Genomic DNA, 25,382 nt, shown 5'->3' on the forward strand with positions numbered 1-25,382 from the left:
GTCGTGTGCTCCTTAGACCTTCATGTTCTGAGCGCCCATCTGGACGGCCCGCACGATGTTCTGGTAGCCGGTACAGCGGCAGATATTGCCCTCCAGCCCCTCGCGGATCTCGGTCTCTGAGCTGCAGCGGTGGTGCTGCACCAGGTCGACTGCGCTCATCACCATGCCGGGCGTGCAGAAGCCGCATTGCAGGCCGTGGCACTCCTTGAACGCCGCCTGCATCGGGTGCATCTCCCCGCCGGCCGGTGACAGGCCCTCGATGGTGGTGATCTCGGCGCCGACCGCCTGCACGGCCAGCAGCGAACAGCTCTTCACCGCGCGCCCGTCCAGGTGCACGGGGCAGGCCCCGCACTGGCTGGTGTCGCTGCCCACATGGGTGCCGGTCAGCGCGAGGTCCTCGCGCAGGAATTGCACCAGCAGGCGGTCCGGCGCGATCTCGCGCGTGACCGGCTTGCCGTTGACCTTGAGCGTGATCTTGTGGCTCATTGGCTTGTCTCCTTGTTGTCGTCAGCGATCCATCAGCGACCATCGTCGCGGCAGCCCGCCGCGGGCGCTATCTACCGTTTACCCGCATGTATGCCCATACATGGGGCGTTTCAGCCCGGGCTTGCTGCCCCGGCTTGGCACAGCTGTGCCAGCTTGGTGCCCACTTGCACCAGAGCTGCGGGTCAACCCGGATTCACCGCGGCTCAGGCAAGGCCGGCCGCTATCGGGTATGTTCGACGCCTGTATCGCCCGAGCGCCGGGCTAGAGTCTCAAAGAACGCTTATGGACAATGTTGATCTGAATGTGCTGCGCCAGGTATCGAGCTGGATGAGCGAGGGCCGGCGCGTCGTGCTGGGCACCATNGCTAGAGTCTCAAAGAACGCTTATGGACAATGTTGATCTGAATGTGCTGCGCCAGGTATCGAGCTGGATGAGCGAGGGCCGGCGCGTCGTGCTGGGCACCATCACCCGCACCTGGGGCTCGGCGCCCCGGCCGGTGGGCTCGGTGGTGGCGGTGCGCGACGACGGCCTGATCGCCGGCTCGGTCTCGGGCGGCTGCATCGAGGACGATCTGATCGCCAAGGTGCGCGAGGGCGCGCTGACCCTGAGCAGACCCGATCTGATCCGCTACGGCGTCGGCGCCGAAGAGGCCACCCGCTTCGGCCTGCCCTGCGGCGGCACGCTGGAGCTGGTGCTGGAGCCGCTGAGCGCGTCCTCGCAGATCCCGGCCCTGCTGGCCCGTCTGGCGGCCGGCGAGCGGGTGCAACGCGAGCTGGACCTGGCCAGCGGCGCGGTGCGCCTGCTGGCCCCGCAGGCCCATGCCGATGTGGTGCGCCTGAGCGAGACGCAACTGATCACCCATCACGGCCCGCAATGGCGCTTGCTGATCATCGGCGCCGGCCAGCTGACCCAGTACCTGGCCAGCATGGCGCTGGCGCTGGACTACCAGGTGCTGGTCTGCGACCCGCGCGACGAGTACCAGCCCGACATCCCTGGCGCCACCCTGACGCGCGAGATGCCGGACGACGTGGTGCAGCGCTTTGCCCCCGATGGCCACAGCGCCATCGTCGCGCTGACCCACGACCCCAAGCTCGACGACCTGGCCCTGATGGAAGCGCTGGGCAGCCCGGCCTTTTATGTCGGCGCGATCGGCTCGCGTGTCAACCAGGCCAAACGCAAGGCCCGCCTGGCAGAGCATTTCGGCATGAGCGAGGCCCAGCTGGCGCGACTGCACGGCCCGGTCGGCCTGAACATCGGCGCCCGCACGCCACCCGAGATCGCGCTGTCCATCCTGGCCCATATGACGGCCGAGCGTTATGGCGTGAGCCTGGCGAGCTCGCAGCAGGGCTCGGGCAGCGAGGCCGGCTGCGTGGTCTGAACACCAGCCCTCGCCTACTTCTTGCGCCCCCGCTCCGCCACCGGCGGCGCCAAGGCGCCCGGGTCGGCGGGCTTGCTAATCGGCGGGTCCTTCTTCGGTTTCTTGGCTTCCTTGTTGCCGCGCTGGCCCTTGGACATGGCTGATCTCTCCTGCAATGACGGAATTCCGCCGGTGAGCCAGCTTGCATGAAACCGATCGCATCGTCCGTGCGCTGGCGCACCCCGCCGCCCCCACGTCGTCACAAGCTGGCGCTACGATGCCGACCATCGATCACGCCCGGCCCACCCCATGATCCAGCTGCACTACCACCCGAGCAATGCCAGCTTCGCGCCCCACATCGTCCTGAACGAACTGGCCGTGCCTTTCGAGCTGAAGCTGGTCGACCGCGCCGCCGGCGAGCACAAGTCGGCCGACTATCTGAAGCTCAACCCCAACGGGCTGATTCCGGTGCTGGTCGAGGGCGAGTTGGTGCTGTATGAGACCGCCGCCATCCTTTTGCACCTGGCCGACACCCATCCCGAGGCCGGCCTCGTGCCGCCGCTGGCCACGGCCGAGCGGGCCCAGTTCTACAAATGGCTGATCTGGCTGACCAATACCTTCCAGCCGCTGCTCCTGGCCTACTTCTACCCCGAACGCTGGGTGGCCGAGGGCAATGCGGAGGGCGTGGCCCAGGTCAAGGCCCAGGGCGAGGCGCGCATCGCGCCGCTGCTGGACCAGCTGGAAGCCCAGCTGGCCAGCCATGACGGCCCCTGGCTGCTGGGCCAACGCTACAGCGTGGCCGACGCGCTGGCCTTCATGCTGTGCCGCTGGACCCGCAGCTTCGCGCGGCCGGCGCGCAGCCTGCCGCTGCTGGGCGTCTATCTGCAGCGCATGCTGGAACGCCCGGCGGTGCAGCAGGCCATCGCGACCGAGCAGCTGCCCCAGCCCTGGATCTGAAGCCATGACCGAACTGATACTGATACGCCATGGCGAGACCGACTGGAATCGCCGTCAGTGCTTCCAGGGCCATCTCGATGTGCCGCTCAACGAGCGCGGCCTGGCCCAGGCCGAACGCCTGGGCGCCCGGCTGGCGGCCGAGCGCATCGACGCGCTGGTGGTCAGCGATCTGATGCGCACCCGCCAGACCGCCGCGCCGCTGGCCGGCCAGACCAAGCTGGTGCCCAGCTACACGCCGACCTTGCGCGAGCAGGCCTTCGGCATCCTCGAAGGCCTGACCTTCGAGGACATCCGCATCCAGCACCCGGCCGAGTTCGCCCTCTGGGCCAAGCACGAGCCCGACTACGCGCTGCCCGGCGGCGCCGAGAGCCGCACGCTGTTCCACCGCCGCGTGATCGGCGCGCTGCAGCAGCTGGCCATCCAGCACAGCGGCCAGCGCCTGGCCGTCGTGACCCATGGCGGCGTGCTCGACATGGTCTGGCGCACGGCCAAGGGCCTGAGCCTGCATGGCGCGCGCGAATGTGCGATTCCGAACACCGGCATCAACCGCGTGCAGCTCAAGGACGGCGGCGGCTTCGAGATCCTCGGCTGGGCCGATGACGAGCATGCGCGGGATCTGGCGGGCTAGCTAGAACCTCGACCTGATCTTGCGCACGCTCCAGCTGTGGTCCTTCTCGTTGAGCGTCGCGCAGATGATGGTCTCGCCATCCGTGCGGATATTGACCAGGCCATAAACCAGACCGGCCACCACCAGGGTGCTGGCCAGCGTGCGCGTGGTCTTGCTGGGATTCAGGTCACCGGCCTTGGTGACGGCGGCCTCGATGCGGATCTTGGCCAGCTCGGCCTGCTCGTGCGCGTGATCGGGCGTGATCAGGCGCAGCGGCTTGCCCAGCTGCACGCTGCGGGCGATCTCGGTCGAGTAGACCAGCGGCGTGACGATGCGGTCCTGCTCGACCTGCAGATGGCCGGTGGTGGCGCTGGCCGCGACGATGGCCGGGCGCGGATGGTCGTGGCCCTCGCTGTCGCCCGATGAGATCACCGTGACGGCCGGCCGCAGCGCGGCCAGGAACTCGTAGCTCACATCGTCGCTGCCATGGTGGCAAGCCTTGGCCACATCGCACTGGAACTCGATGCGCCGGCCCGCATAGTCGTCCAGCAGCGCGCGCTGGCTGGCGGTGTTGAGGTCGCCGGTCAAGAGGATGCGGGCGCGCCCATGGTCCAGGCGCAGCAGCACGCTATTGCCGTTGGTGTTCTGGCTGGGCGCCGAGGCATAGCTGTGCAAGGCGGGTTTGCCGGCCAGGGTCTGCTCCCAGGGCCCCAGCACCTTGATCGCGACGCCGCCGCCGGCGCCATCGAAACCGGGCAGGAAGCCGTCCTTCTGGCTCAGGCGGCGCACCGGCGTGATGCGGCCGGCGGCGGTGCGGGCCTTGCACACATGGGCCATGAAGCCGGCCCACTCGCCCTGCAGTCGCGGCTCGGCGCCGGGCTTCAGCGCGGCCAGCACCTCGTTGCGGCTGCCCATCAGCTGGGTCAGCCAGCGCTTGTCGGCCGAGCTCGGGCCTAGCCAGCGCTGGCCGTTGGCCGGGTTGGTCCACCAGGCCACACCGGCGTGATAGAAGGCCTCGACCTGCAGCTTCTTGGCATCGAGCTCGGCGGTCTGCGCCACATCGAGCAGATCGGCCAGGCCGCCGTAATGGTCGGCATCGCAGTGCGAGGCGATCATCGCGTCGAGCTTGATGGTGTCGCGGCCATAGTCCTTGGCGAATTTCCAGTCGACGAAGTCGGCCGCGTTCTTGCCGCTGGGCTGCTTGCTGCGCGCATAGCCGCCGTCGATCATCAGATGCCGGTCGTCGGGCGTGCGTATCAGGATGCCATCGCCCTGGCCCACATCGATGATGTAGACCTCCAGCAGCGACTGTCCGCCCAGCGCCGCGTTGTCGACCCAGCCGGTCTTGCCGCGCGCGCGAACCTTGGAGCGGCTCGGTCCCGCCTCCAGCAGCTGGGCCCGGTCACCCCAGAGCAGCTCCAGCCGGACCTGGCTGCCGCTGGCCGCCTGGTAGAGCCGGGCGGTGTCGCTGCCGATGTACTTCGTGACGCTGTCGTTCATCGCGGGCTCCTGCTGCATGCGGGCCGAGCCGATTGTGAACGCATAGTCGTGGCGACGCCTACTCGCTGACCGGCAAGGCCTTCAGATAGTCGTGCAGCTGGCGCGCCACCGTCTCGCGGTCGGCCAGGCCCTCGGGCAGCGGCGGCATGGCCGTGCCCGGTCTTACCGCGCTGGGATTGAGCAGCCAGCGCTGCCAGGTGGCGGCATCGATCTGCTTGGCACGGGCCGCCAGATTGATGGGCATCTTGTCACCGCCAAAGCCGTTGACCTGGTGGCAGTTCAGACAGAACTTCTGCGCCAGGCCGGCCTGGACCTCGAAACCCGGCGCCAGCCCGGGCGGCAGCAGGGCCGTCTTGCTGCTGGTGCGCAGCGCGATCTGGGCAACCTGATAGGGCCAGCCGCTGGCGCCCTCCGCCTGCAACTCGGGCGCGGCGATATTGTCCCAGACCAGGTAGTAGGGCCCGAGGGGCACGCGCTTCTGGTTCTGCTCCAGATTGTCGACCACGAACTCGCTGCCGTCCTGGCGAGCCAGCACCAGCCAGGCACGATGCTTGGCGAAGCGCTCGACCGGAATGCGCGAGACATAGCCGTCCAGCGCGCGGAACTTGATCTCCTTGCCGGGCGTCTTCTGCCAGTCGGGCCCCAGATGGGCGCTCAGCACCTGGGCGATCGGATAGCCCAGATAGCTCAGGCGCACCTGCTTGCCACCGACGCTCAGATGCGGCTCGATCACCGTGACCGGCTGCGGCGGCGCAGCCAGACTGGCCTGCAGCACGGCCGGTGTCGGCAGGGCCTGGGCCCACAGCGCCGGGGCGGCGAGCAGGGCGAGAACGAGCGGGAGATGGCGGCAGCGCATGGGCATGGCTCACAAACATGGCAATGCCCGCAGCCTAGCAAAATGGCGACGGCGGGTGAACCCAGCGTAGCGGTTCACAATCACCTCATGCACAACAAGGAGCTGTATCGATGGCCATTCCCTGGCTGCTGGCACTGAAAGTGATTCCCTGGGCCGATGTGATCGAGGCCACGCCGGCCCTGGTCAAGGGCGCGCGCAAGCTGTTCAAGCGCAGCCAGGACGAGGCGGCCGAGATCGCCGAGCAGCCCAGCCCGCCGCCCCAATCCTTGCCCGAGGCGCTGGAGCGGCTGCAGAAGATGGAGATCGAGCTGGGCGGTTTGAGCCGGCAGCAGGCCGAGAGCGCGGCCCTGCTGCAGTCGCTGGCCGAGCAAAATGCGCGCCTGGTCGAGGCGGTGGAGATGCTGCGCCTGCGCAGCCGGCTGCTGCTCTATGGCTTCGCGGGGCTGGCAGCGCTGGCTGCGGCGCTGCTGGCCTGGGCCTTGTTGCGCTAGCTCGGGCCAGTGCCGAGGGTCAGGCCTTGCGCGGCTTGCGCATCGAGACCAGGGCCTCGACCCGCTTGAGCAGCTCGCGGTCGTTCCAGGGCTTCTTGAACAGACCGTAGATCCCCTGCACATCGTGCACCCGGGTGTGCAGCTCGTCGTGGCCGGTGATCGCGATGATGGGCAGATCCTCAGTCTCCAGACTGCCCTGCACATCGGCGATCAGCTCAAAGCCGTCCTTGTTGGGCATTTCCAGGTCGGTGACCATCACATTGAAATGCTGCTGGGCCAGTTGCTCCAGCGCGTCGACGCCGTCCTTGGCCAGGGTGACGCGGTAGCCGGCGCTCTCGAACAGCTTGCCCAGCTTGGCGCGCGCCACCGCCGAGTCGTCGACCAGCAGCAGCGAGGCCGGCTGGCCCTGCTCGGCCAAGGTCATCGGCTGGGTCGGCGGCAGCATCGTGCTTGGGGCCGCCCGGGTGTTGTCCAGATCGTCGCCACGGCGGCGGCTGATGACCAGCACCACAATGGCCAGCGGCACCGCGATCAACAGCGGCAGCAGATAGGGACCGAGCAATTCCGGGACTTCAAAAGGCATGACGGGGTTCTCCTGAGCTCGGCCAGCCCTCCACGGCCCGCTGAGGCCACTCATTCTCCCACTGTCGGATCCGATTCAAGCAATAGAAAAGGCGACACAAGGTCGCCTTTGTCGTGATGCTGACGCAATCAGCCGAGCCTGCGGCGACCCGGCCTGTGCATCCGCTCGCGCTTACTGCGCGCTGCGCGGCTGGCCGGCGAGCGTCTGCGGCAGCGGACGGATCTGCGGGCCGTAGGCAAAGTCGGCATGCTCGCTGTTCAGCAAGGCCAGCTCACCGCTGGCGCGCGCTTGCTGCAGCTCGGCCAGCACCTCGGCGCGGCTCTTGGTCGACACGGTCGAGATCTGCGGTGCATAGGACTCGCTGTTGAGGCGGTCCAGCGCGCCGCGGGCTTTCTGCAGCTCGGCCAGCACGGCGGCGCGGGTCTGTGGCGCCGCGGCGCTCACGCTCACATCGCTGTCGCGACCCAGTTCGTTGAAGGCCCCGCCTCGGGCCATCGCGGCACCGGTGGTCGACAGCAGGGCAAGGGCGATGACGGCGGTCAGCTTGTTCATGATCGATAGTTCCTTTTCAGCTTGCGGTTGGATTGGGTTTGAGGCTCTGGAGCCAGCGATCCTTGTTGTCGGTATCGCCGTGTCCATGGATCGAACTTTGAACCTCGGGCCGCTGAAGAAAAACCGGCAGCGCCGCAACTGAGCATTCAGGATTTCACAAGAATGCCGATGCGACGCCCATGAAAAAGCCGGCCCGCAGGCCGGCTTTCGTCATAAAAGGGTCAGGTCTTGCCGCGAGCGATCAGGACTTGGCGCCGACCACGCGGTAGGCGGCCGCACCCAGCAGCGCGCCGACGATGGGGGCCAGCCAGAACAGCCACAGCTGCTGCACCGCCCAGCCGCCGACATAGATCGCCACGCCGGTGCTGCGCGCCGGGTTGACCGAGGTGTTGGTGACCGGAATGCTGATCAGGTGGATCAGGGTCAGGGCCAGGCCGATCGCGATCGGCGCAAAGCCGGCCGGCGCGCGGCCGTCGGTGGCACCCAGGATGATGATCAAGAAGAAGGCCGTCAGCACCACCTCGGTGATCAGCGCCGCCTGCATCGAGTAGCCGCCGGGCGAATGCTCGCCGAAGCCGTTCGACGCGAAACCGGCCGACACATCAAAGCCGGCCTTGCCGCTGGCGATCAGATAGAGCACGCCGCCGGCCGCCAGACCGCCCAGCACCTGGGCAATGATGTAGGGCAGCAGCTGCGAGGCCGGGAAGCGGCCGCCGGCCCACAGGCCCACCGAGACGGCCGGGTTGAAATGCCCGCCCGAGATATGGCCCACCGCATAAGCCATCGTCAGCACCGTCAGGCCGAAGGCCAGCGACACGCCGACAAAGCCGATGCCCAGGCCCGGAAACGCAGCCGCCAGCACCGCGCTGCCGCAGCCACCCAGCACCAACCAGAACGTGCCCAGGAATTCGGCACCATATTGCTTTGTTGTCATCGTTTCTTCCTCCACCAAAGGGTTCAACACGCCGGCCAGTCCAAGTTGCCGCCGGCGGCTGCGCCGCATCATGATGCAAGCCTCGTGACAAGGCAATCTCGGAATGTCCCCTGGGCAGGGGCCAGGTCTTGCTGGTCAGCGATCCGATCCGGCCACCAGCGAGAACACCGAGGCCGGCACCGACACGCCGCGGATGTTCAGGCGCTGGCGGGCCACGCATTCCAGCAGCGCGCCGGACTTGCGGGCCACCGCCTCGCTGGGCCGGTTGCCCTCGGCGACGATGATTTCGACACGCCGCAGGCCCAGCACGCCGAAAGCATGGGCCGCTAGCGCCTGGACGCAGCGGCCGGCGACCCCCTGCCCTTGCCGCGACTGGCGCACCCAGTAGCCCAGATTGCAGTAGAGATGCTGGTGGTTGATCAGATTCAGGCCGGTGCCACCGATGAAGGCGCCGGTCTCGCGGTCGAAGATGCCGAACTCATGGGCCGTGCCCGCCGCCGCGCCGGCCCGGCAGGCGGCGAACCAGTCGAGCGCGTCCTGCTCGCTGTAGACCTCGCTGCACCAGGGCATCCAGCGCCCCACCGTCGCGACCGACTCGCGCGCAGCGGCCGCGAAGGCCGACGCATCGCCATCGTCGAAGGGGCGCAGCAGCAGCCGGTCGCCGGCCGGCAGCGGTGCCGAAGGCAAGATCAGCCCAGCTCTTGCTGGCGCTCGATGATGCGCGAGACGATGCCGTAGTCGATCGCTTCGGCGGCGCTCATCCAGTGGTCGCGTTCCATATCGGTCTGCACGCGCTCGAGTTTCTGGCCGGTCTGCTTGGCGATGACCTGGGCGATGCGTTCGCGGGTGCGCAGGATCTCGCGCGCCTGGATCGCGATGTCCGAGGCCTGGCCGCCGGCGCCGCCGGCCGGCTGGTGGATCATGAAGCGGGTGTTGGGCAGGCAGACGCGGCGCTCCTTGGGCGGCGCCAGGAAGATATGGGCGCCGGCGCTGGCCACCCAGCCGGTGCCCACCGTGGTGACCGGGGCACGCACGAAATTGATCATGTCGTGGATCGCGTCGCCCGATTCCACATGACCGCCCGGCGAGGAGATCAGCAAGGTGATCGGCGCATCGGACTCGGCCGCCAGCGCCAGCAGGCGGCGGCAGGTCGCATGGGCAACCGTGTCGCTGATCTCGCCGAACAGCAGCACGAAGCGCGACTTGAAGGACAGCTGCTCCTCCAGGCGGTCGGGGCGATCGCCGGCGCTGGGCGCGGATTCGGCGGCAAGGGTGTGGGCGTGATTCATGGCGAAAGTCTCCGGAACATGGATGTCTGGTGGTGATTGTGGCGCATGCGTCGGCAGCGCCAGATCGGGTTCAGCTGGCCGGCTTGATCGCCGTGGCCTGCGACCACACGACCTGCCACTGACCCTGGGTATTGCGCTCGTAAGTGTCGATATGCCAGCAACGAAACGGCGCGCTGCCATCGAAGGCCAGCGTGGCCTGATAGCGTATCGCCGCGCTGTCCTGGCCGCTGACGCGCACCGCCATCTCGGCATCCGGCTCCCAGCGCAGATAGCGCAGCGTGCCCTGCGCTATCTTGCCCAGGTATTGATCGCGGCTGAAGGCCACGCCACCCGGTGTGATCAGCTGGAAGTCGTCGGCATGGAGCGGGCCTGCGGTCGCCATGTCGGCGGCCACCAGCGCGCGCAGGCGGCTGCGTTCGAGGCTGCGGATATGCTCGGCCAGCGCGATGCCAGCGCTGCTGTTCTGCTGTGCTTCACTCATCGCCCCAGATCCTTACCGACCCACACGCTGCCGTCGCCGTCATCGCGCAGCTGCTCGAAGCCGGCCGCCAGGTACAACTTCAGCGGTCCGAAATGGTTGTCGGCGGCGCTGGCCAGGTCGGTGCGCGGATTGGCCTCAACGCGGGCCATGCCCTGCTCCCGCAAGCCATCACAGGCAGCGTCCAGCAGAGCTTTCGCAATGCCCTGGCCACGCTGACTGGGGGCCACCAGGAAGCACACGATCGTGCCGGTGCGGGCCAGCTCCTCGGGCGGGGACTGCAACGGCGGTTCGTCGTCCAGCGCATGCAGCAGCGGGCGTGGCGCCGCATTGCACCAGCCGACCACGCGGCCCTCGCGATAGGCCAGATAGCCCTGCATCCGCCCGGTCGCTATGCGCCGCGCAGCGCAATCGCGGTTCTCGCCGGCCGTCCGTGCCTTCCAGTTGACGACCCGGTGGTCCTCGTAAAAGCACTGGCAGTAGCAAAAAGCCCAGCGCGGGTTGTCGCTAAAGGCCTCGCCATCGAAAAAAGCCATGAAGTCGGCCTGGCGGTCAGGGGAGAGCGGGTGGATCTCGATCATTGAAGACTCCATTCTGAATTCGGTAGCGCGCTCAGCGCTCGCCCGCTGCACCGCAAGCAGGCACAGCTGCATCGCCGGGTTCTGTTCCGCCATCAAGACTCATATCTGCACATGCGCCGTCGACCCGCCATCGACATACCAGTTCGCCCCCGCGACAAAGCTGGCCGCCGGGCTCGAGACAAAAGCCACGACACGGGCGATCTCCTCGGGCGTGGCCAGGCGCTGTAGCGGGTTGCGCTGCACGACCTTGGCGAATTGATCCGGCTCCTCGCGCCGCACCCGGTCCCAGAAACCATCGACCACCAGGGTATCGCCGGGCGACACGGTATTGACGCGCACGCCGGGCAGCAACCGGGCCGACAGCGACTTCATGTAGTGAGCCAGCGCCGCCTTGGCCGCGCCATAGGCCGCCGAGTTGGGCGCCGCCAGCGAGCCGGCCTTGGAGCCGATATAGGTGATGGCCGCTTGCGGCGAGCGCTGCAGCCAGGGCACGGCGGCCTCGGTGGCCTCCACCGTGGCGCGGATATCGCTGCGTATCGCCTGCTCCCAGTCGCCGCTGAGCGCGCTGACATTGGGCACAAAGATGTCAAAGCCGCCCAGCGAGCCCAGCCAGTCGCGCAGTGCTGGCGTGTCAGTGACATCGAGCGCGCGGGCGCTGACCCGACCGGGCAGACACTCCAGCGCTCGCAGCGCGGCCTCGATGCGGCCCGGATCACGCGCGCAAAACATCACCTCGCAGCCCTCGGCGGCCAAGGTGCGCACGATGGCCGCGCCTATGCCCGAGGAGCCGCCGGTGACCACGGCCCGCAGGCCTTTGAGTTGCAGATCCATCGTCTTAAATCTCGTCGAGACCCCTCACCGGTAATTGGTCCGCCGCACTAACCGAGCTCCGCCCCAGAACAGCGCGACCGCGACCACGAGCAGGGGCAGCGCTGCCAGAGTCGGCCCGCCCGCCAGCCACAGCAGATTCTGCAGCTCGCAGATCAGGCTGCTCCGCCCCCGACACGCCCTCGGCCACTCGGTCACGCCGAAGGCGGTCTGCCAGGCAGCAAAGCCCACCCCGAGCCCGAACACGAGGCCACTCAGTCCCAGCGCCCGGTTTGGACGCTCGAAATCGACCCAGGGCAGCGCGGCCATGACAAGCAAGATCGAAGACAGCCCCCACACGCTCGGATCCGCCAAGGCCTGCGGCGCAGCAACGATGAAGGCGAGCAGGGCCGCCAACAGCGACAGGGACAACAGGAGCTTGAAGCCCGGCCAAATGTACTTCACGAACATGGCGCGCGCATTCAGGAGTAAAGCAGCGCCAGCACGAGTCCTGCCGTCGCCCAGGAGATGAACAGTCCCCAGTACGCCAGCTTCATGGCGCCATGTTTCTCCAAGAACTTGCGCAGCCCATGCTCGGCAGGCAGGCGGCGGCCAATGGCCCAGATCAGGAAGCTGGATGCCGGCAGGAACAGCAGTGCCCACACCAGCTTGGCCAGCAAATGTCCCTCGTTCAATCAAAGCGCTCCTGCGGCCTCATCAATACCCCGCCCGTCCCCGATTCGCCATTGGCTTGGAACGGCGGATCAGCGGTACGTCGTCAGCATCTGCGTCGGTCTCATCGTCAGCCAGCGCCTCGGGCGGCTGCGGCCAGTCGCGCTGCGCGGGCCGCATCTGCTCAAAGGCCCGCGCCATTTGCAGCACGCCCAGATCGTCGAAGCGCTGGCCGATGATCTGCAGGCCGATAGGCAGGCCGGACTTGGTGTAGCCGCAGTTGATGGAAGCGGCCGGCTGCTCGCTCATGTTGTAGGGCAGCGTGAAGGCGATGTGCTCGAAGGGGCGCTGCGGGTCGTTGATCGGGCTGGCCCATTCGGCCGGAAAGGCCGGCACCGGGCTGACCGGCGACAGCACATAGTCATAGGGCTGGCAGGCCGCGACCGCCGCCTCGCGGAAGGCCGCCATCTGGCTGTAGCCGTGGAACAGTTCGGCCGCGCTCAAGCTCCCGCCGGTGGACACCCAGTCGCGGATATAGGGCAGGACCAGCACCTGGCGCTCCGGCGGCAGGGCCGAGATGTCCAGCCAGGAGCGCATGCGCCAGAACTTGTCGAGGCCGTCGATCATCGCGCGCGTGCTGAATGCAGGCAGCGGCTGGACCCGGGCGCCGGCAGCCTCGAAGAGGCGCGCGGCGGCCTCGACGGCGGCGCGGGTCTCGGGCTCGACATCCAGGCCCCAGCCGGCGTCCAGCATCAGGCCGATGCGCAGGCCTTTGACATCGCGGTCCAGGCTCAGCCAATCGATGTCCTGGGCGGGCAGGCTCATCGTGTCGCGCCAATCGGGGCGGGACAGCGAAGCCATCATCAGCGCGGCGTCGGTCACCGTGCGCGTCATCGGGCCGGCAACGCGGCCGGCGAACGGCGGCTTGATCGGGATGCGGCCGAGGCTGGGCTTCAGGGTGAAGATGCCGCACCAGGAGGCCGGCAGGCGCAGCGAACCGCCGATATCGGTGCCCAGATGCAGCGGTCCATAGCCGGCCGCCGCCGCTGCGGCCGCGCCGGCGCTGGAGCCGCCGGGGTTGCGGTCCAGGTTCCAGGGATTGCGGGTCAGCGGATGAAAGCTCGACAGCCCGGAGCTGAGCATGCCGTAGTCCGGCATCGTGGTCTTGGCCAGCAGCACGGCGCCGGCCTCGCGCATGCGGGCCGCCGGCGGCGCATCCTCGGTGGCCGGGCTCAGCACCGTGGCGGCCGTGCCCAGCGGCATCGGCGTGCCGCGCGTCGCGATGTTTTCCTTCAAGGTCAGCGGCACACCGTCCAGCGCCAGCGCCTCGCCCTTCAACCAGCGCGCCTCGGACGCACGGGCCTGGGCCAGTGCGGCCTCCGGGTCCGGCGCATAGAGCGCGCAGAGCTGCGGCTCCCAGCACCCGATATGGGCCAGCACCGCTTGCGTGACCTCGACCGGCGAGAAGGCGCGGCGGCGGTAGCCGTCCAGCAGCTCGACGGCGCTGAGCGAGAACAGCGGCGCGCTCATTCCCAGCTCAAAGCCGAGATGTCGTTGACAAAGACCGGCATATCCGTCCACAAGCCCTTGAGCTGACGCTTGGCCACCGTCAGCCAGACCGGCTGGTACAGATAGGCGTTGACCGCGTCCTGCGCCAGCAGACGCTGCGCCTCGCCCAGCAGCTTGGCGCGCTCGGCCTCGCGCGGCGTGTTGTTGATGCGCTCCAGCAGCTTGGCAAACGCCGGGTTCTCATAGCCCCAGTAATAGCCGGGCTTGGCATAGTTGTTCAGATCGAAGGGCTCGACATGACTGATCAGGCTCAGGTCGTACTGCTTGTTGGTGTAGACACCCGACAACCACTGCGCCCACTCGACGTTCTCTATCTTCGCGACGATGCCCACCTTGGCCAGCTGGGCCGCAACGACCTCGCCACCCTGGCGCGCATAAGGCGTGGGCGGCAGCTTCAGGCTCAGCTCCAGCGGCGTCGCCACGCCCGCTTCCTTCAGCAGCGCGCGGGCCTTGTTGGGGTCGAAGGGGTTGAGGGCTGTCGTGTCCAGATAGCCCAGCGCGCCGGGCACGTAATGGCTGCCGATGGGCACACCGAAGCCATCGGCCGCCGCCTCGATGATGGACTTGCGGTCCAGCGCGGCGGCGATCGCGCGGCGCACCCGCACATCGTCCAGCGGTTTTTTCTTGTTGTTGATCGCCAGTATGGTCTTGGCCCGCGAACCGGCCTTGATGACCTGGAAACGCTTGTCGCTGCTGAACTGGCCCAGGCTGCGCGCTGCGGCCACGCGCGGGAAGGCATCGACATCGCCCGACAGCAGGGCCGCCACCTGGGCCGCCGAGTCGCTGATGAAGCGGAAGCTGACGCGGCGTATCTTCAGCTGCGGCGCGGCGCGGTAGCCGTCCCAGCGGGTCAGCGTGACGGCCGAGCCCTTGGCCCAGTTCTCCAGCTTGTAGGGCCCGGTGCCGACCGGCCGGGTGGCATTGCTCTCGGCGCTCTTGGGCTCGACGATGATGGCGGTGGCCTGGCCGATCAGGAACAGGAAATCCGGCTCTATGGTCTTCAGGCCGATCACCACGGTGTGGGGATCGGGCGTCGCGATGAAGTCCATCGCGGCGAACCGGCGCTGGTCGTGGTTGACGCTTTTTTCGGCGGCCGCACGCTCGAAGCTGAACGTCACCGCCGCCGCATCGAAGGGCTCGCCGTTCTGGAACTTGACGCCCTTGCGCAGCTTGAAGGTATAGGTCTTCAGGTCCGGCGAGACCTCCCAGCTCTCTGCCAGCAGCGGGCTGACCTTGCCGTCCGGGCCGATCTTGCTCAGGGTCTCGAAGATGTTGTACTGGACGATCTCGGCAATCGCCGAGGCCGCGCCGGCGGTCGGGTCCAGGCCCGGCGGCTCCAGCGTCATCGCCAGCACCAGGCTGTCCTTTCTGGCCTGCGCCTGGACGCCCGCACTCAGCAGCCCCAGTGCGGCCAGACTCGTGGCCAGTATCAATTGCTTCATCAACATCTGGAATCCTCCGCTGCAATCCGGGTTTGCAAAATCTTCTCGGCATGATGGCATGCCGCGCGCTGCCCCGCCCCCAGCTCGCGCAGCAGCGGCGGCTCGGCAGCGCAGCGCGGGCTCGCATGCGGGCAGCGCGGCGCGAAGTCGCAGCCGGTGCCAGGTCTTGCCATCGGCTGTGACTGTATCGGCGTTACGGCAGGCCTGTCGCGCCGCCGCTGGCCCGTCGGCCGCGTACGCGGGACCGCGTCCAGCAAGGCCTGGGTGTAGGGATGGGCGGCCAGGCGGAACAGCGCCTCGGGGCTGCCCTGCTCCACCACCCGGCCCCGGTAGAGCACGATGAGCTGGTCGCAGACATGGTCGACCACGGCCAGGTCATGGCTGATCAGCAGGTAGGAGAGCCCATAGCGCTCGCGCAATTCCTGCAGCAGGTTCAGCACCTGGGCCTGCACCGAGACATCGAGCGCGCTGACCGGCTCGTCGGCGACGATCAGCTGCGGCCGCGTCACCAGCGCGCGCGCGATCGCGATGCGCTGGCGCTGGCCGCCGGAGAATTCGTGCGGATACTTGTCCAGATCGGCCTCGCGCAGGCCCACGGCCACCAGGCTGTCGAGCACCCGCTCGCGCTGCTCGGCCGGCCCTGCGGAGGTCAGCGACACCAGGGGCTCGGCGACGATGCGGCCGACCTTGCGGCGCGGGTCCAGCGAGCCATAAGGGTCCTGGAACACCATCTGGAAGTCGCGCCGCGCCGCCCTCAGCGCGGCCGGCGGCAGCGCATGCAGGTCCTGCCCCTTCAGCAAGACCCGACCCTGGTCCGGCGTCTCCAGCGCCATCACCGCCCGCGCCAGGGTGCTCTTGCCCGAACCCGACTCGCCGACCACGCCCAGCGACTGGCCGGCCTTCAGCTCGAAGCTGACGCCGCGCAGCGCCTGCAAACTCGGCGCCGGCGCGAACAGGCGTTCGCGCGGCAGCCGGTAGTGGCGATGCAGGTTCTCGACCTTCAGCAGCGCATCATCGGCCACGCAACGCCTCCTCCAGATGCAGGCAGCTGACCTCATGCCCCGGCTGCGGCATCGCCAGCGCCGGCGGGCGCGTGTCTGCGCACTCGGCCGTCGCCAGCCGGCAACGCGCGCTGAAGGGGCAGCCAGCGGGCAGGTCCGCCAGCTCGGGCACGCTGCCGGCAATCGTCTGCAGCCGCGCGCCGCGCGCCATGCCCAGCCGTGGCCGGGCGGCGAACAGGCCTTGGGTGTAGGGATGGCCGATGCGCTCGAACACGGCTGCGGTCGGCCCGCGCTCGACCACGCTGCCGCCATACATCACCAGCATCTGCCCCACGTTCTCGGCGATCACGCCGAGGTCGTGCGAGATCAGGATCAGGCCCATGCCGCGCTCCTCGACCAGCTCGGCCAGCAGGTCCAGGATCTGGCTCTGTATCGTCACGTCCAGTGCCGTGGTCGGTTCGTCGGCGATCAGCAGATCGGGCTCGCAGGCCAGCGCCATCGCGATGCTCACCCGCTGGCGCTGGCCACCGGACAGCTCGTGCGGATAGGCCAGGGCACGCCGCTTCGCGTCGGGCAGGCCGACCCGCTCCAGCAGGCGCACCGCCTCCTCCAGCGCCCGCGCCGCGCCCCAGCCCCGGTGCAGGCGCAGCGGCTCGGCCACCTGGGCGCCGACACGGTGCAGCGGGTTCAGCGCCGTCATCGGTTCCTGGAACACCATGGCCATGCGGTTGCCGCGCAGCGCGCTGCGCTCGCGGTCACTCAGCGCCAGCAAGTCCTGACCCTGGAAGCGGATCGCGCCACTGACCTGGGCGCTGTCGGGCAGCAAGCCCATCAGCGCCAGCGCGGTCAGCGACTTGCCGCAGCCCGATTCGCCGATCAGGCCCAGCGTCTCTCCGCGCGCCAGCTCGAAGCTCAGGCCGCGCACCGCTTCGGCCGGGCCGCGCCGGGTCTGCAGCTGCACGCGCAGGTCCTTGACTTCCAGCATCAGCGCGCCCTCGCAAGCTTGGGGTCGAGCAGATCGCGCAGCCCGTCGCCCAAGAGATTGAGCCCCAGCACGGCCGCCATGATGGCCAGGCCGGGAAAGACCGCCAGCAGCGGCGCCTGGAACATCAGCGTCTGCGCCTCGGCCAGCATGCGGCCCCAGCTGGGCTCGGGCGGCTGGGTGCCCAGGCCCAGATAGGACAGCGCGGCCTCGGCGAGTATCGCCAGCGCGAACTGGATGGTCGCCTGCACGATCAGCACCGAGGCGATGTTCGGCAGCACATGCTCGACGCTGATGCGCCAGGCGCCCTTGCCGCAGGCCCGCGCGGCCAGCACATAGTCGCGCGCCCATTGCGCCTTGGCGCTGGCGCGGCTGATGCGGGCGAAGGTCGGGATGTTGTGGAGGCCGATCGCGATGATGGCGTTGACGATGCCGGGGCCGAACACCGCCGTCATCATGATGGCCAGCAGGATGGCCGGGAAGGCGAAGCTGAAGTCCGAGAAGCGCATCACCGCCTCCTCGACCCAGCCGCGCCGCGCCGCCGCCCACAGGCCCAGCAGGGTGCCGATGCCAAGACCGATGCCCACCGCGATCACGCCGACCAGGATGGAGTTGCGCGCGCCCAGCAGCAGCAGGCTGGCGATGTCGCGGCCCAGCGCATCGGTGCCCAGCCAGTGGGCCGCGCTGGGCGCCTGCAGCTTGGCCGGGATGTCGATCTCGTAGGGCGGCCAGGGGGTCCAGAACAGGGACAGCAGGGCCGCCAGCAGCAGCAGCGCGGTCAACGCGGCGCCAAGAACAAAGCTGGGGTGTTGCAGCGCGCGCCTCATAGATCCGCCGCCTTGATGCGCGGGTCTATCCAGGCATACAGCACATCGACGACGAAGTTGACGACGATCACCATGACCGCCAGCAGCAGCACCGCATTGCGCACCACAATCAGGTCGCGGTTGGCGATGGCCTGGAAGATCAGCCGGCCCAGGCCCGGCAGATAGAACACGTTCTCGACCACGATGGTGCCGGCCAGCAGATTGGCGAACTGCAGGCCCATCACGGTCAGCACCGGAATCATCGCGTTGCGCAGCGCATGGCCCCACAGCGCGCCGCGCCGGCTCAGGCCCTTGGCACGCGCACTGCGGACGAAATCCTCGCGCAAGACCTCCAGCATCGCCGAGCGGGTGATGCGGGCCAGGATGGCCGCCTGCACCACGGCCAGCGAGACGGCCGGCAGCAGCAGGGCCTGCAGCGCCGGCCAGATGCCGCCACCATCGTCCTCGCGCCAACCCGGGAAGCCACCGGCCGGCAGCCATTGCAGATGCACTGCGAACAGCAGGATCAGCAGGATCGCGAACCAGAAGTTCGGCACCGCGATGCCCAGCTGGCTCAAGCCCATGATGCCGACATCGCCGGCCTGGTTGTGGCGCGAGGCCGCATAGACGCCGGCCGACAGCGCGATCACCGTGGTCAGCGCCATCGCGATCAGCGCCAGCGGCACGGTCAACGCCAGGCGCTCGGCAATCAGCTCGGCCACCGGCGTGCTGTAGGCGTAAGACAGACCCATATCGCCGCGCAGCAGCAGCCCCGCCAGCCAGGCCCCATAGCGGGTCCAGGCGCTGTCGTTGAGACCCAGTTTTTCGGCCAGTGCGGCCACCGCCTCGGGCGCGGCGTCCGGCCCCATCAAGAGCTGGGCCGCATTGCCGGGCAGCACCTCCAGCACGCCGAACACCAGCAAGGAGGCCGCCAGCAGAGTGGCGATCAGCGTGGCAAAGCGCTTGAGCAGGAACAGGCTCATGCGGCCGGGCGCCGACGCCCGATCACGGCAGGCGGCACCGTCGCGCCGTGGGGCGCGCCGCCATCCAGCTCGCGCCGCAGGCACAGAATCGTCTCGTGGATATGGGCACGGCCCAGGCGCTCGGCGGCGTCGCCATCGCCCGAGGCAATCGCCGCGACGATGCGCTCATGCTCCGCGATGGCGGGGCCGGCGCGCTCATGGCTGATCAGCACGGCCGGCGCAAACACCTGCGAGGTCTTGCGCACCAGGGCCAGCTGGGCGTTGAGGAACTCGTTGTCGGCCAGCGCGATGATGGCCGAGTGGAAGTCCACATTGAAGCGGGTGTAGTCGGCCGGCGACCAGGGCTCCAAGGTGCGGCGCTGGGCCGCGATCATCGGGTCGAGCAGCGCATGCGCGCGCTCGGCGCCGCGCTCGGCCGCCTGGCGTGCGGCCAGGCCGTCCAGCATCTCGCGCATCGTGTAGGCGTCCAGCAGCCGGCGCCGGTCGGCCCGCGCGACGCTGACGCCGCGCACCCCGTCGGCCTCGACCAGCCCCTCGCTCTGCAGCATGCGCAGCGCCTCGCGCAGCGGCGTGCGGCTGACCTTCAGGTCTTCCGACAGCTGCACCTGGCGCAGCAGCTCGCCGGGCGGGTAGAAGCCGGTATAGATGCGCTGGCGCAGCACCCGCGCGACCTCGTCGACCAGACGCACGCGGCTCTGCCATTCAAACGCTTCCGGGGCTTCCCCACCACTCACAAGATTCATCGACCGCACCGCTGGCTCTGCCTACAACAGCCGCCATTCTGACGCTAGTCGGCCGGCGCCTCGGTCGCGGGATGGACTTTGGATACAAAGTACAGACAGGGGTTTGCCCCAGGCTGGCCAAAAGACATTGCTGTTCTGGCTCAGAGAAAGAAATCGATGCGGTGGCTGGCCAGGTTCTCGTGATCGGCACGCCGACTACCGACGCACCACCAGCCGATATCGCGCAAGCTGCGGGCATCCAGATCATCGAGCCGCTCGGGCTCGCTCGGCAGGGCGGCGGTGTCGAAAAGCAGCGCCCACAGCCCCCCTCCCCAGCGATGCCAACGGTCAGCGAAGGATGCGGGGGCGGAGCGGGTGAGCGAGTCGGCGCAAGCGCCGGTGGCAGAGTGAAGCATGGCGGATCTCCTATCGAGTGAACTCAGGATAGGTCGCCGACCTGGGCAATGGAATTGATTGTTTTTCTCTGGTATGGTCGAAATAACTAACCAGCAGAGGGCCCGCCATGGTGCGCCTGCCGCTCAACACCCTGCCGACATTTCGCGTCATCGCCCAGACCCAGAATCTGCGTGCGGCGGCCGAGACCCTGCATCTGACGCACAGCGCGCTGAGCCACCAGCTGCGCGCGCTGGAGACGCAGCTGGGCCATGCGCTGTTCGAGCGGCGCGGCCGCCGCCTGCTGCTCAACAGCGCCGGCGAGGCCTTGCTGGCCAGCGTCAACAAGGCCCTGGCCGAGCTGGACCGCGGCGTCAGTGCGGCGGCTGCGGCGGCCGGGCTGCAGGCGCAGAGCCTGCGGCTGAGCGTGGTGCCCTCGTTCGCCCAGCGCTGGCTGCTGCCGCGCATGCAGGGCTGGCGCAGCCGCCATCCCGGCTTGGCGCTGGAGATCAGCGCCTCACCCCAGCTGATCGACCTGGCCCGCGAGGGCATTCATGCCGGCATCCGCCATGGCCGCGGCCCCTGGCCGGGCCTGGCATCGGAAGAGCTGATCGGCACCCAGGTGCCGCTGATACTGGTCGGCTCACCGGCCGCCGCCAAGCGCCTGGGTCTGGGCCGGCGCGGCGCCACGCTGACCGCCGAGGGGCTGGGCGAGGAAGCCTTGCTGGGCCACGCCGAGGCCTGGGAGTCCTGGTTCGCTGCGGCCGGCGTGCAGCGCCGGGTCACGCCGGTGGCGGTGTTCAACGATGTGGGTCTGCTGCTGCAGGCGGCTGAGCAGGATCTGGGGCTGGCCCTGGCCCGTGAGATCCTGGCCGCCGACGCGCTGCGCGAGGGCCGGCTGCGACAGCTCTCACCGCTGAGCATCGTCCATGCCCAGGCCCTGCCCTATCACCTGGTCTACCCGCCAGCCCTCAAGACCTGGCCCCCGCTGCTGGCGCTGCGGGACTGGCTGCACGAGGAGCTGCATCGGGGAAGCACAGCCGGAAGCTGATATCGCCGGCGGCCGGCTGGACCACCGTCGCACTGCCGCCGTGCAAGGTCATGATGGAGCGCACGATGGCCAGACCCAGGCCGCTGGAGCGGGCCGAGTCGGCGCGCGCCGGATCGGCGCGGTAGAAGCGCTCGAACAGCCGCTCCAGCAGTTCGGCCGGCAGCGGCTCGCCGCTGTTGTCGACGCTGAGCTCCCAGGCACCGGGCCGCCGCCGTGCGCTCAGCCGGACCTGGCTGCCGGGCTTTGCATGCTGCACGGCATTAGCCAGCAGGTTCGCCAGCGCGCGGCGCAGCAGCATGGTGTCGGCCTGCAGCGGCTCGCTGCCGACGACGCTCGTGAGCAGGCGCAGCCCGCGCTCCTCGGCAAGGTCCTGGAAGTAGTCGGCCTGGCGCGCCAGCTCCGCGGCCGGGTCCAGCGCCTGGCGCTGCAGCGCCATCGCGCTGTGCTCGGCGCGGGCCAGGAACAGCATGCTGTCTATCATGCGGTTCAGCCGCTCCAGCTCCTCGATGTTCGAGCCCAGCAGGGCCTGGTAGTCCTCGGCGCTGCGCGGGCGCGCCAGCATCACCTGGCTCTGGCCGAGCAGATTGCCGACCGGCGTGCGCAGCTCATGAGCCAGATCGGCGGCGAACTGGTTGACCTGGGCAAAGCCCTGCTCCAGGCGCAGCAGCATCGCGTTGAAGGCGGCGATCAGGCCGCGCATCTCGGCCGGGGCCGCCCGCTCGGACAGCCGGGTCGAGAGCCGCTGGGCGGTGATGCGGCCGGCTTCGCGGGCCAGGCGGCGCAGCGGGGCCAGGCCTTGCCACATCAGCCCCAGCGCCAGCGCGCCGCCCGCGACGGCGAAGAACAGCACGCTGAACCAGATGCGGCGCCGGTAGTCGGCCAGCAGCTCGGTGCGCTCATTGCAGATGCGCGCCACCGTGATGCGCACATTGCGGCCCGAACCCAGCGGCGACAGCGCTCCCACCGCGGCGGCCGGCACGCCGGCAACCGTGGTCCAGTAGCGGATATCGCCGAGGCCGGCGGCCCGTCCCAGCGGCACCGGGTCCGGCGTCGGCAGGGGCTCGTGGCCCGGATGCACGTCCAGCAGCAGGCGGCCCGCCTCGTCGTGCACCAGCACATAGACATTGCTGTCGGCACTCATCGTGTCGCGCAGGTACTGCGGCTGGTCCAGCAGCAGCCGGGGCGCGGCCGTGTGGGCCAGCAGCTGGCGCAGATGGCGCAGCTGGCCCAGCAGCTGCAGATCATCGCGGCGCTCCAGCTGCTGGGCGAAGGATTGGTAGAGATAGACGCCCAGCGAGCCACAACTCAGCGCCACCAGCGCCGCGAACAGCAGACCCAGGCGCCAGCTCAGCGGCAGGCGGCTCATGGGCGCAGCTCGCAGACATAGCCCATGCCGCGCACCGCATGGATCAGCCGGCCCGGCACCGGATCGTTGATGCGCAGGCGCAGGCGCCGCACCGCGACATCGACGACATTGGTGTCGCTGTCGAAATTCATGTCCCAGACCAGCGACGCGATCTGGCTGCGCGACAGCACCTCGCCCTGGCGCCGCATCAGCAGATGCAGCAGCGCAAACTCGCGCGCGCTCAGATGCACGCGCTCGCCGGCCCGGGTCACGACGCGCGCCGGCACGTTCAGCAGCAGATCGTCGACGGCCAGCAGCTCCTCCTCGCGCAGCGGCCCGCGCCGCAGCAGCGTGCGGATGCGGGCCAGCAGCTCGGCGAAGGCAAAGGGCTTGACCAGATAGTCGTCGGCGCCCTGCTCCAGGCCCTGGACCCGGTCTTCCAGCGCGTCGCGCGCGGTCAGGAAGATCACCGGCGTGGCCCGCGTGTCGCGGCCCTCGCGCAGCCGGCGCAGCACGCGCCAGCCGTCCATGCCCGGCAGCATCACATCGAGCACGATCAGGTCGTAGCCCTGCTGCTGGGCCAGGTGCAGGCCGGTGATGCCGTCACTCGCTACATCGACCACAAAGCCCGACTCGCCCAGGCCCTTCTTCAGATAGTCGCCCGTCTTGGGCTCGTCTTCGACCACCAGGATGCGCAAGACCTTCTCCTGTTTGCAAGGCCGCCAGCATGCCTGAAGCGCCAGCGCGGCGGATGACAGCTTTGTCATCGCGCCGTCAGCGCCCGGCCAGCGACGCCTTTCTACAGTGAGGTCTCCACTTCATGCAAAGGATCACCCGATGAACAAGCTCACCCTGATCTCCCTGTGCAGCGCCACCCTGCTGCTCGCCGGCCCCGCGCTGGCCGCGCGCGATGCTGGCGAGAAGAGCCGCGAGCAGGTCAAGGCCGAGCTGGCCGAGGCCCGGCTCAATGGCACGCTGCCGGTCGGCGAGGACGGCCTGACGCCGCGCCAGCGCCACCCCCAGCTTTACCCCGCCAAGACCACGCTGGCCGCCAAGCAGGACGCGAACAGCGCCGCGCGCTGAGCGCTCAGCCATCATGCCGGCGCTCGTGCGCGGCCAGCAGGGCCAGCGCACGCTCGGCGGTCGCGACCAGCTCGTCCAGCGCCGGCCCATGATCACCGGTCCGCTGCGCCGTCTGGCCGACGGCCAGGATGGCGCGGAAGCGATGCTGGATGCTCTCGATCTCGCTGGGCGAGGGCCAGCGCACCAGGGCCGCTTCCAGCAGCTGCAGCGCGCGCTGCAGATCGGGCCGGATCGCGCGGCCGTCGGCCGGAGTCAGCGGCGGACTTGCCGCGACCTCGGGCCGGGCCAGCGCGATGCGCAGCAGCTGGCGCGCCACCAGCAGCTCGAAGGTGTTGGTGTAGTGCCAGAAGCGGGTCGACAGACCCAGTGACTCGATCTCGTCGAGCAGCTCCTGCACCTGGCGCTCCCAGTCGCAGTGCTGCTCCAGCAGCATGTCCACCCCCTGCGGCTCGATGCCGCCCAGCCGGGCCAGGCCCCAGCACAGCAGCGCGTTGGACAGCGCGAAGGCGCGCCGGTCGGCGTGGTCGCGGCCGGCCGCATCCTGCAGCCCCAGCCCGTTCAGCGGCGCCAGCTTGTCCACATAGCCGGCGGCGAAGAACTGCGCCGCCTCGGCCAGCAGCGCGATATTCCAGCCCTGCGCCTGATCCGGCGCGGGCGCGGCGCGGCGCATCTGCACGCTGCCACGCAGGCAGCGCCGCTCCGAGGCCGCGCTGGCGGCGCCGCCGATGCCGCCGGGCTCGGGCCAGAGCAGTTGCGGGTCGTCGATGGCTTCCAGCCGCTCCAGGATGTCGCGGCCCATGATCTGGGCGCGCGCCTCGCCGAGCCGGGCCAGCGAGTTGACCATCAGCTCGATATGGCGCAGCTGCACCCGTGAGTAGGCGGTGCGGGCGCCCAGCTGCAGCCACTTGACCGCGTCGTCGTGCGCGCCCAGCTCACGGTAAGCCTCGCCAAAGGCGGCGCGCACCCGCGAGCTGTGCAGCCAGGCCTGGCGCAGCGGGTCGGCGCGCAGGCGCAGCTCCAGCGCCTTGAGCTGGCTCAGCAGCGCCGAGCAGCGCTTGTCGCCGGCCACCGCGACCACCTGCAGGATGCGTTCGGACAGCTCCATATGGCTCATGCAGTCCTCGGCGCCGCGCAGCCGCGAGGTACCGTTGAAATCGCCATAGCCGCTGCCGGCCAGGCCCTCCAGTCGCCAGGCCGGGTCGCCATAGCACTGGTAGGCGCCCCAGGTGTTGCTGCCGCCGCCGGGCTGGTAGATAGACGCCCTGGCGTCGCGCACCGCACTGCCGAAATCGGCGCCGTCCCGCAGCAAGGCGGTGTAGAGCGTCTCGGCGAAGCGCAGGCCGTCGGCATCGTTGACCTGCCAGCCGGCCGCGACCACCGCCTTGGCGCCCATCTTGATGAACTGCAGCGCCAGGCTGGAGGCCAGCAGCGGATAGTTGCGCTGGCCCAGCACCTCGGCCTCGGTGCCATCGCGACCCGAATAGCAGCAGTTGATGAAAACGAATTCCGGCACCGGGTCCATCTGCTCGACATCGGCGGCCGCCAGCACCTGCTGGTGGCTCAGCAGCATGCCGGTCTTGCGCAAGGCCTGGCCGGCGACTATGTCCGACACCCATTGGTCGACCACGCCATGGCCGGCCAGATGGACGATGCGGTAGGGCCGCTCCAGCAAGGCGGTGCGCACCCGCTCGAAGGACACCGTCTCGCCCACCAGCTTGTGCACATGCCAGGGCCGGGCATCGCAGCCCAGCCACTCGGCCACGCCCTCGGCCTCGTCCCTGGCGCCGGCCAGCGGCTTGAAGTCCAGCGGCTCGCCGCGCGCGTCGCGCCAGCCGGCCGTGCAGGGCGCGCCCAC

The 25,382-nt window shown here is 69.1% G+C and carries 31 protein-coding genes; 6 read left to right on the top strand and 25 right to left on the bottom strand.

The features are described from left to right. Nucleotides 1-12 precede the first annotated feature (12 nt). A complete protein-coding gene (locus tag PO768_RS05390; protein WP_272645219.1) occupies nt 13-486 on the bottom strand; it encodes a (2Fe-2S)-binding protein in 474 nt (157 codons plus the stop codon). 385 nt (nt 487-871) lie between these two features. On the opposite strand from PO768_RS05390, the gene PO768_RS05395 reads away from it, so the two are divergent. Beyond that, on the top strand, nt 872-1,864 hold the full coding sequence (locus PO768_RS05395) for an XdhC family protein (RefSeq protein ID WP_272645220.1): 993 nt from the start codon (nt 872-874) through the stop codon (nt 1,862-1,864). A gap of 14 nt (nt 1,865-1,878) precedes the next feature. Here PO768_RS05395 and PO768_RS05400 read toward each other — a convergent pair whose 3' ends face one another. Further along, nucleotides 1,879-2,001, bottom strand: a complete 123-nt coding sequence (locus PO768_RS05400; RefSeq protein WP_262971916.1) for a hypothetical protein — start codon at nt 1,999-2,001, stop codon at nt 1,879-1,881. A 151-nt stretch (nt 2,002-2,152) separates the two neighbouring features. Here PO768_RS05400 and PO768_RS05405 point away from each other — a divergent pair, with 151 nt between their 5' ends. Together PO768_RS05405 and PO768_RS05410 are read left to right on the top strand one after the other, a co-directional pair. Then, entirely contained in the window at nt 2,153-2,800 is a 648-nt protein-coding gene (locus tag PO768_RS05405) for a glutathione S-transferase family protein (RefSeq protein WP_272645221.1), read from the top strand. Nucleotides 2,801-2,804: 4 nt separating this feature from the next. Continuing rightward, nucleotides 2,805-3,428, top strand: coding sequence for a histidine phosphatase family protein (locus PO768_RS05410; RefSeq protein WP_272645222.1), 624 nt, complete (start codon nt 2,805-2,807; stop codon nt 3,426-3,428). On the opposite strand, the gene PO768_RS05415 is transcribed toward PO768_RS05410, so the two are convergent. Together PO768_RS05415 and PO768_RS05420 are read right to left on the bottom strand one after the other, a co-directional pair. Next, nucleotides 3,429-4,907, bottom strand: coding sequence for a ComEC/Rec2 family competence protein (locus PO768_RS05415; protein WP_272645223.1), 1,479 nt, complete (start codon nt 4,905-4,907; stop codon nt 3,429-3,431). Nucleotides 4,908-4,965: 58 nt separating this feature from the next. Then, nucleotides 4,966-5,763, bottom strand: coding sequence for a hypothetical protein (locus PO768_RS05420; RefSeq protein ID WP_272645224.1), 798 nt, complete (start codon nt 5,761-5,763; stop codon nt 4,966-4,968). Nucleotides 5,764-5,873: 110 nt separating this feature from the next. Between PO768_RS05420 and PO768_RS05425 the strand changes: the two genes are divergently transcribed. Continuing rightward, entirely contained in the window at nt 5,874-6,254 is a 381-nt protein-coding gene (locus PO768_RS05425) for a hypothetical protein (RefSeq protein WP_272645225.1), read from the top strand. 19 nt (nt 6,255-6,273) lie between these two features. Here the strand turns inward: PO768_RS05425 and PO768_RS05430 are convergent, their stop codons facing one another. The 18 genes from PO768_RS05430 to PO768_RS05515 all read right to left on the bottom strand — a co-directional run bounded on the left by PO768_RS05430 (nt 6,274) and on the right by PO768_RS05515 (nt 20,071). Continuing rightward, the gene (locus PO768_RS05430) at nt 6,274-6,837 is read right to left on the bottom strand and encodes a response regulator (protein ID WP_171018324.1); all 564 of its coding nucleotides are present in this window, start codon (nt 6,835-6,837) and stop codon (nt 6,274-6,276) included. A 171-nt stretch (nt 6,838-7,008) separates the two neighbouring features. Next, nucleotides 7,009-7,389 carry a hypothetical protein gene (locus tag PO768_RS05435; RefSeq protein ID WP_272645226.1) on the bottom strand — a complete coding sequence of 127 codons (381 nt, stop codon included), beginning with the start codon at nt 7,387-7,389 and terminating at the stop codon, nt 7,009-7,011. A 241-nt stretch (nt 7,390-7,630) separates the two neighbouring features. Further along, entirely contained in the window at nt 7,631-8,323 is a 693-nt protein-coding gene (gene aqpZ, locus PO768_RS05440; protein WP_137943840.1) for an aquaporin Z, read from the bottom strand. Nucleotides 8,324-8,458: 135 nt separating this feature from the next. Beyond that, complete coding sequence (locus PO768_RS05445; RefSeq protein WP_272645227.1) at nt 8,459-9,010, bottom strand: GNAT family N-acetyltransferase; 552 nt, start codon at nt 9,008-9,010, stop codon at nt 8,459-8,461. A 2-nt stretch (nt 9,011-9,012) separates the two neighbouring features. After that, nucleotides 9,013-9,612, bottom strand: coding sequence for a ClpP family protease (locus PO768_RS05450; protein ID WP_272645228.1), 600 nt, complete (start codon nt 9,610-9,612; stop codon nt 9,013-9,015). A 70-nt stretch (nt 9,613-9,682) separates the two neighbouring features. After that, entirely contained in the window at nt 9,683-10,093 is a 411-nt protein-coding gene (locus PO768_RS05455; protein WP_272645229.1) for a nuclear transport factor 2 family protein, read from the bottom strand. Then, entirely contained in the window at nt 10,090-10,671 is a 582-nt protein-coding gene (locus PO768_RS05460; RefSeq protein WP_272645230.1) for a GNAT family N-acetyltransferase, read from the bottom strand. Before PO768_RS05460 ends, PO768_RS05455 begins: the two co-directional genes overlap by 4 nt. 99 nt (nt 10,672-10,770) lie before the next feature. Further along, nucleotides 10,771-11,502 (bottom strand): SDR family NAD(P)-dependent oxidoreductase, encoded by a 732-nt coding sequence (locus PO768_RS05465; RefSeq protein ID WP_272645231.1) that lies wholly within the window; start codon nt 11,500-11,502, stop codon nt 10,771-10,773. Between the two features lie 24 nt (nt 11,503-11,526). Next, complete coding sequence (locus tag PO768_RS05470) at nt 11,527-11,949, bottom strand: hypothetical protein (RefSeq protein WP_272645232.1); 423 nt, start codon at nt 11,947-11,949, stop codon at nt 11,527-11,529. 11 nt (nt 11,950-11,960) lie between these two features. Further along, entirely contained in the window at nt 11,961-12,158 is a 198-nt protein-coding gene (locus tag PO768_RS05475) for a hypothetical protein (protein ID WP_272645233.1), read from the bottom strand. 37 nt (nt 12,159-12,195) lie between these two features. Continuing rightward, complete coding sequence (locus PO768_RS05480; protein WP_272645234.1) at nt 12,196-13,680, bottom strand: amidase; 1,485 nt, start codon at nt 13,678-13,680, stop codon at nt 12,196-12,198. After that, a complete protein-coding gene (locus PO768_RS05485; RefSeq protein WP_272645235.1) occupies nt 13,677-15,167 on the bottom strand; it encodes an ABC transporter substrate-binding protein in 1,491 nt (496 codons plus the stop codon). The genes PO768_RS05480 and PO768_RS05485 overlap by 4 nt, the downstream gene beginning before the upstream one ends. Further along, nucleotides 15,161-16,219: an ABC transporter ATP-binding protein gene (locus PO768_RS05490; protein ID WP_272645236.1), complete on the bottom strand. Its 1,059-nt coding sequence runs from the start codon at nt 16,217-16,219 to the stop codon at nt 15,161-15,163. Before PO768_RS05490 ends, PO768_RS05485 begins: the two co-directional genes overlap by 7 nt. Continuing rightward, nucleotides 16,173-17,147: an ABC transporter ATP-binding protein gene (locus PO768_RS05495; protein WP_272645237.1), complete on the bottom strand. Its 975-nt coding sequence runs from the start codon at nt 17,145-17,147 to the stop codon at nt 16,173-16,175. Before PO768_RS05495 ends, PO768_RS05490 begins: the two co-directional genes overlap by 47 nt. Then, the gene (locus PO768_RS05500) at nt 17,147-17,971 is read right to left on the bottom strand and encodes an ABC transporter permease (protein WP_272645238.1); all 825 of its coding nucleotides are present in this window, start codon (nt 17,969-17,971) and stop codon (nt 17,147-17,149) included. Before PO768_RS05500 ends, PO768_RS05495 begins: the two co-directional genes overlap by 1 nt. Further along, entirely contained in the window at nt 17,968-18,933 is a 966-nt protein-coding gene (locus PO768_RS05505; protein ID WP_262971933.1) for an ABC transporter permease, read from the bottom strand. Before PO768_RS05505 ends, PO768_RS05500 begins: the two co-directional genes overlap by 4 nt. After that, a complete protein-coding gene (locus PO768_RS05510; protein WP_262971934.1) occupies nt 18,930-19,676 on the bottom strand; it encodes a GntR family transcriptional regulator in 747 nt (248 codons plus the stop codon). Before PO768_RS05510 ends, PO768_RS05505 begins: the two co-directional genes overlap by 4 nt. 140 nt (nt 19,677-19,816) lie before the next feature. Then, complete coding sequence (locus PO768_RS05515; RefSeq protein WP_272645239.1) at nt 19,817-20,071, bottom strand: hypothetical protein; 255 nt, start codon at nt 20,069-20,071, stop codon at nt 19,817-19,819. Between the two features lie 107 nt (nt 20,072-20,178). Here PO768_RS05515 and PO768_RS05520 point away from each other — a divergent pair, with 107 nt between their 5' ends. Next, nucleotides 20,179-21,099: a LysR substrate-binding domain-containing protein gene (locus PO768_RS05520; protein WP_272645240.1), complete on the top strand. Its 921-nt coding sequence runs from the start codon at nt 20,179-20,181 to the stop codon at nt 21,097-21,099. Here PO768_RS05520 and PO768_RS05525 read toward each other — a convergent pair. After that, nucleotides 21,020-22,465, bottom strand: coding sequence for a heavy metal sensor histidine kinase (locus tag PO768_RS05525; protein ID WP_272645241.1), 1,446 nt, complete (start codon nt 22,463-22,465; stop codon nt 21,020-21,022). The genes PO768_RS05520 and PO768_RS05525 overlap by 80 nt on opposite strands. Next, nucleotides 22,462-23,142: a heavy metal response regulator transcription factor gene (locus tag PO768_RS05530; protein ID WP_137943824.1), complete on the bottom strand. Its 681-nt coding sequence runs from the start codon at nt 23,140-23,142 to the stop codon at nt 22,462-22,464. The genes PO768_RS05525 and PO768_RS05530 overlap by 4 nt, the downstream gene beginning before the upstream one ends. Before the next feature lie 139 nt (nt 23,143-23,281). On the opposite strand from PO768_RS05530, the gene PO768_RS05535 reads away from it, so the two are divergent. Continuing rightward, on the top strand, nt 23,282-23,527 hold the full coding sequence (locus PO768_RS05535) for a DUF4148 domain-containing protein (protein WP_272645242.1): 246 nt from the start codon (nt 23,282-23,284) through the stop codon (nt 23,525-23,527). 4 nt (nt 23,528-23,531) lie between these two features. On the opposite strand, the gene PO768_RS05540 is transcribed toward PO768_RS05535, so the two are convergent. Continuing rightward, a partial coding sequence (locus PO768_RS05540; protein ID WP_272645243.1) for a CHAT domain-containing protein occupies nt 23,532-25,382 on the bottom strand: 1,851 nt, incomplete at its 5' end.

It is taken from the genome of Paucibacter sp. XJ19-41, assembly GCF_028462495.1.
Lineage (GTDB): Bacteria > Pseudomonadota > Gammaproteobacteria > Burkholderiales > Burkholderiaceae_C > Roseateles_E.

Bases quoted from the DNA above. Each gene is read 5' to 3' on its own strand.
- PO768_RS05460 (WP_272645230.1), bottom strand. From the start codon at position 10,671: ATGATCGAGATCCACCCGCTCTCCCCTGACCGCCAGGCCGACTTCATG.
- PO768_RS05450 (WP_272645228.1), bottom strand. From the start codon at position 9,612: ATGAATCACGCCCACACCCTTGCCGCCGAATCCGCGCCCAGCGCCGGC.
- PO768_RS05405 (WP_272645221.1), top strand. From the start codon at position 2,153: ATGATCCAGCTGCACTACCACCCGAGCAATGCCAGCTTCGCGCCCCAC.
- PO768_RS05455 (WP_272645229.1), bottom strand. From the start codon at position 10,093: ATGAGTGAAGCACAGCAGAACAGCAGCGCTGGCATCGCGCTGGCCGAG.
- PO768_RS05515 (WP_272645239.1), bottom strand. From the start codon at position 20,071: ATGCTTCACTCTGCCACCGGCGCTTGCGCCGACTCGCTCACCCGCTCC.
- aqpZ (WP_137943840.1), bottom strand. From the start codon at position 8,323: ATGACAACAAAGCAATATGGTGCCGAATTCCTGGGCACGTTCTGGTTG.
- PO768_RS05485 (WP_272645235.1), bottom strand. From the start codon at position 15,167: ATGTTGATGAAGCAATTGATACTGGCCACGAGTCTGGCCGCACTGGGG.
- PO768_RS05395 (WP_272645220.1), top strand. From the start codon at position 872: ATGGACAATGTTGATCTGAATGTGCTGCGCCAGGTATCGAGCTGGATG.
- PO768_RS05410 (WP_272645222.1), top strand. From the start codon at position 2,805: ATGACCGAACTGATACTGATACGCCATGGCGAGACCGACTGGAATCGC.
- PO768_RS05420 (WP_272645224.1), bottom strand. From the start codon at position 5,763: ATGCGCTGCCGCCATCTCCCGCTCGTTCTCGCCCTGCTCGCCGCCCCG.
- PO768_RS05505 (WP_262971933.1), bottom strand. From the start codon at position 18,933: ATGAGCCTGTTCCTGCTCAAGCGCTTTGCCACGCTGATCGCCACTCTG.
- PO768_RS05525 (WP_272645241.1), bottom strand. From the start codon at position 22,465: ATGAGCCGCCTGCCGCTGAGCTGGCGCCTGGGTCTGCTGTTCGCGGCG.
- PO768_RS05480 (WP_272645234.1), bottom strand. From the start codon at position 13,680: ATGAGCGCGCCGCTGTTCTCGCTCAGCGCCGTCGAGCTGCTGGACGGC.
- PO768_RS05425 (WP_272645225.1), top strand. From the start codon at position 5,874: ATGGCCATTCCCTGGCTGCTGGCACTGAAAGTGATTCCCTGGGCCGAT.
- PO768_RS05435 (WP_272645226.1), bottom strand. From the start codon at position 7,389: ATGAACAAGCTGACCGCCGTCATCGCCCTTGCCCTGCTGTCGACCACC.
- PO768_RS05400 (WP_262971916.1), bottom strand. From the start codon at position 2,001: ATGTCCAAGGGCCAGCGCGGCAACAAGGAAGCCAAGAAACCGAAGAAG.
- PO768_RS05520 (WP_272645240.1), top strand. From the start codon at position 20,179: ATGGTGCGCCTGCCGCTCAACACCCTGCCGACATTTCGCGTCATCGCC.
- PO768_RS05490 (WP_272645236.1), bottom strand. From the start codon at position 16,219: ATGAGGTCAGCTGCCTGCATCTGGAGGAGGCGTTGCGTGGCCGATGAT.
- PO768_RS05430 (WP_171018324.1), bottom strand. From the start codon at position 6,837: ATGCCTTTTGAAGTCCCGGAATTGCTCGGTCCCTATCTGCTGCCGCTG.
- PO768_RS05510 (WP_262971934.1), bottom strand. From the start codon at position 19,676: ATGAATCTTGTGAGTGGTGGGGAAGCCCCGGAAGCGTTTGAATGGCAG.
- PO768_RS05415 (WP_272645223.1), bottom strand. From the start codon at position 4,907: ATGAACGACAGCGTCACGAAGTACATCGGCAGCGACACCGCCCGGCTC.
- PO768_RS05470 (WP_272645232.1), bottom strand. From the start codon at position 11,949: ATGTTCGTGAAGTACATTTGGCCGGGCTTCAAGCTCCTGTTGTCCCTG.
- PO768_RS05495 (WP_272645237.1), bottom strand. From the start codon at position 17,147: ATGCTGGAAGTCAAGGACCTGCGCGTGCAGCTGCAGACCCGGCGCGGC.
- PO768_RS05535 (WP_272645242.1), top strand. From the start codon at position 23,282: ATGAACAAGCTCACCCTGATCTCCCTGTGCAGCGCCACCCTGCTGCTC.
- PO768_RS05465 (WP_272645231.1), bottom strand. From the start codon at position 11,502: ATGGATCTGCAACTCAAAGGCCTGCGGGCCGTGGTCACCGGCGGCTCC.
- PO768_RS05390 (WP_272645219.1), bottom strand. From the start codon at position 486: ATGAGCCACAAGATCACGCTCAAGGTCAACGGCAAGCCGGTCACGCGC.
- PO768_RS05500 (WP_272645238.1), bottom strand. From the start codon at position 17,971: ATGAGGCGCGCGCTGCAACACCCCAGCTTTGTTCTTGGCGCCGCGTTG.